Source organism: Cypionkella sp. (genome assembly GCF_030652235.1).
Lineage (GTDB): Bacteria > Pseudomonadota > Alphaproteobacteria > Rhodobacterales > Rhodobacteraceae > Cypionkella.
Genome location: NZ_JAUSBA010000076.1, coordinates 1 through 3,718, shown reverse-complemented (window position 1 = coordinate 3,718; position 3,718 = coordinate 1). Strand labels below are relative to the sequence as shown.

Sequence of the window (3,718 nt, the reverse complement as noted above, 5' to 3'; positions counted from 1 at the left end):
GGGGTCTGATGCCGGAGAGTGCGGAATAGTACGCTAAGCCCGACGGGTCATCGTTTTGGCCATCGATACTCCCCCGTAAGAAGGATGTGAGCCCACCCGAGCGGCGAGATGTGCGCCAGCAGCTCGGGTGGGCATTCTAATCCATCATGTTTTCGCTGAGTGACGGCGTTGCCGAGATGCTTGGTGTTCCAAAAGATAATGATCGCCGCCAGCAGGTTGAGGCCAGCTATTCGGAAATGTTGTCCTTCGCTGGTTCGATCGCGGATTTCACCTTGGCGTCCGATGCGCAGGGCGTTCTTGAGGGCATGATGGGCCTCACCCTTGTTGAGACCGATCTGTGCGCGGCGCTGCATGTCGGCATCGAGCAACCAGTCGATGATGAAAAGTGTCCGCTCGACCCGTCCGATTTCCCGTAGGGCCACGGCGAGTTCATGCTGGCGGGGGTAGGCAGCGAACTTGCGCAACAACTGGCTTGGCGGCATGGCCCCGGTCGCCATGGTGGCCACGCTGCGCAGAATGTCAGGCCAGTTCGAGGTAATGAGAGCCTCTTTGACCTTACCCCCGATCAGCCCCTTCAGCTCTTTGGGGCAGGAGGCCGGATCGAAGAGATACAGGCGCTTTGACGGCAAGTCCCGGATACGAGGGATGAACTGAAAGCCCAGAAGGGCGGTGACGGCGAAGACATGGTCGGTGAAGCCGCCGGTATCAGCATACTGCTCACGGATTTTCTGGCCAGCATCGGTCATCAGCAAGCCGTCCAGAATGTAGGGCGCCTCGTTCACCGTGGCCGGAATGGTCTGGGTGGCGAAGGGCCCGAACTGGTCGGAGACATGGGTGTAGGCTTTCAGCCCGGGTTCATGGCCGTATTTGGCGTTGATCAGATTCATCGCCTCGCCTTGGCGCGTGGTCGGGAAGAACTGCCCGTCGCTTGAGGCAGTTAGACCCGCACCCCAGAATCGGGCCATCGGCAAGGAGGACTGAGCTTCGATCACCATGGCCAAGGCGCGCGCCATTGTCTCGCTTTCGACATGCCACCGAGAAATGCGGGAAAGCTGGAAATAATCGTGGCTGTTTGTGGCGCCGGCCATTTTGCTGAGGCCGAGGTTCAGCCCTTCGGCGAGCAGCACGTTCAGCAGGCCGATCCTGTCTTTGCACGGCACGCCGGTGCGCAGATGCGTGAAGGCCTCGGTGAAGCCGACTTCGTCGTCCACCTCGAGCAGGAGATCTGTGATCCGGATGCCTGGCAGGCGGGCATAAAGATCAAGCACCACGGCCTCCGCCTCTTCGGGGACGGCGGCGGTCAGCCGGTCGATTTTCAGGACACCGTCTTCGATGGACCCGCCCGGTATGGCCCCAGCTTTCGCCGCACGCGCTAACCTGCGAAGGGCATCGGACATGCGCAGCTTGCGATCTGCCAGCCAAGCCTCGGGTTCAAACGGCATGGCCAGCCTTGGGGTGCTACGGGCAACCTCGGCTGGAACGAGCGCGTCTTTCAGGTCACCAAATCTTCGGGAATGGGCGAGCCAGATATCACCGGAGCGGAAAGCCTCGCGGAGATGGAACAGGACTGCCACTTCCCACAACCGTTGCGCATCTTCATTTTCAATATTCAGGTGCCGCTGCCATTTCGAGCCACGGCGCAAAAAGGTCTGGGGCCGTGTCCCCGTCATGCCTCTACCCGCGATGATTCCGGCGGCGTCCAACAACGGTGCACCCACGGACGCAGCCTGAATGTCCAGTATCCGCAGCATGCGTGGCGCATAGCGCCGGAAGCGATGATACCCGTGGACGACATGCGCAAGCGGGTCGGCGGCCAAAGTGTCGGTGAGTTGGGCGGCAGTAGCGACAAGCCCCTTGAGCGATGACCAACCGCCTGCGCTTCGAACGGCTTCCTCAAGAGAAGCCTGATCCTCATGTGCTTCCAAGAGGGCTGACCCGAGGATCGAAAAGGCCTGCAATGTGTCCTTCAGTGCAGCCTTGGCGTCGTCCGTGCGGGCGTCACATCGGGATTTCGCCTCACGCCAGGTCTTGCCGACGATCCGGTCATGGGTCTCAACCACCGAATCGGCAAGGGCACTGCGCCATTCGAGAGCGCAGACCGCGAGGATGGCAAGGCGGCGGTCGCCAGAGATGTCCCGCAGATCTCCAGCGAAGTAGCGTTCCCCCTGCCTGCGCAGGCGGGCAACGCGGTGAGGTGGCACATCCGTCAGAACGGCCCTGTCCAGCGCCAAGCCCTGAAGAAATTCCAACTGATCGAGCAGGCGGTTCATATCGGCCGAGTTCTGACCTACCTCAAATTGGCGCAGCCAGACAAAACGACTGACGTTCCCGTCGGCATCTTCGGTCAGCAGGGCATCAAGTCGGTCGCGGGTAGCGCCATCCAGCCGCCCACCAATCCTGTCGTCAATCCTCCTCTCGGCGGCAACAAGCGCGTCCGCACACAGCCGTTCGATGACGGTGACCCCGGGCAGGATTGTCCGGGTCGCCCGACTGTGTTCCACAAAGCTGCGGGCCAAATCCTCGTTCGATCGGGCCGTTTCAGCCGCATCCTCCAGCCAGGCCTTCAGATCGCGCGACCCTCGGCCCGTGAACATCTTGAAGCCGTAGACCTCCCGCAACGCTGCAAGATGCTCGCGACGGGTTTCTTCGCGGGTTGCGTAGTCGGCCAGATCATCGGGCCGCAACCCGAGTTGCGCAGCCAAGAAGCGTGCCAATGCCTCGGGAATGACTTCACCCGGGGCCAGCAATCGCCCTGGATATCGCAGCGCGCAAAGCTGCAGGGCGAAGCCGAACCGATTGTGAGGTCGGCGGCGCGCACGGATGATTTCCAGATCATCGTCCGCCAGAGTGTAATGGCGCAGCAGAGCCGCTTCATCCGTTGGCAGATCGAAGAGGACTGCCCTTTGGCGGTCCGTTAGGATATTGCGTCGCGGCATGATGGCTTCCAGAGAGAGGGGCGCGGCTGTCCGTAAGAGGATCGCTCACCGGACATGTGCCGAGGAGGTTGCCGTTGGCAGAGAAACCGCACTTCATTACATCTCGTATAGATGGTACGATTTGATTCGCAAATGAGGCCCCTTATCCGTACACCTGAAGCATGACCATGACCAAGATTGGCTACGCCCGGTGCTCCACGGACAAACAGGACCTGACTGCACAGCGGCAGGCCCTGAACCTTCTGGGGGTGTCAGATGACCGCATCTACACCGACCATGGGCTGACGGGCACCAACCGCGCCCGTCCCGGTCTCGACCAGGCACTGGCCGCCGTGCGGGAAGGCGACGTGCTGGTCGTGCCAAAGCTGGACCGTCTCGCAAGATCTGTCCCAGATGCGCGCGCCATTGCAGAGCAACTCGAGAAGAAGGGCGTCAAACTCGCCTTGGGTGCGTCGGTCTACGACCCAACGGATCCGATGGGCAAAATGTTCTTCAACATTCTGGCTACCTTTGCCGAGTTTGAGTCCGACTTGATCAGAATGCGGACCAGGGAAGGAATGGCCATCGCACGGGCCAAGGGAAAGCTTCGCGGAAAGCAACCGAAACTCACCGAAAAACAACAAAAAGAACTGACCCGAATGCACACCACCGGAGAATACTCGATCAGCGATCTTGCTGAACTCTTCGCGGTCTCAAGGCCAACGATCTACAGGACCCTGCATCGTTCAGAGGCCAAAATCAGCCCTTAGCGTACTATCCTGCCCCCTCCGGCATCAGACCCC

Annotated in this window: 2 protein-coding genes; one reads left to right on the top strand and one right to left on the bottom strand. The window is 60.7% G+C overall.

The window, feature by feature from the left end:
• Nucleotides 1–47: 47 nt before the first annotated feature.
• Nucleotides 48–2,936 carry a Tn3 family transposase gene (locus Q7V03_RS23765; RefSeq protein ID WP_304928042.1) on the bottom strand — a complete coding sequence of 963 codons (2,889 nt, stop codon included), beginning with the start codon at nt 2,934–2,936 and terminating at the stop codon, nt 48–50.
• Nucleotides 2,937–3,097: 161 nt separating this feature from the next.
• Between Q7V03_RS23765 and Q7V03_RS23760 the strand changes: the two genes are divergently transcribed.
• Nucleotides 3,098–3,685, top strand: coding sequence for a recombinase family protein (locus tag Q7V03_RS23760; protein ID WP_370651193.1), 588 nt, complete (start codon nt 3,098–3,100; stop codon nt 3,683–3,685).
• Nucleotides 3,686–3,718: the final 33 nt, after the last annotated feature.

What these genes read in the sequence shown, in the direction of transcription:
- Q7V03_RS23765 (WP_304928042.1), bottom strand. Translation starts at nt 2,936, where the DNA reads ATGCCGCGACGCAATATCCTAACGGACCGCCAAAGGGCAGTCCTCTTC.
- Q7V03_RS23760 (WP_370651193.1), top strand. Translation starts at nt 3,098, where the DNA reads ATGACCATGACCAAGATTGGCTACGCCCGGTGCTCCACGGACAAACAG.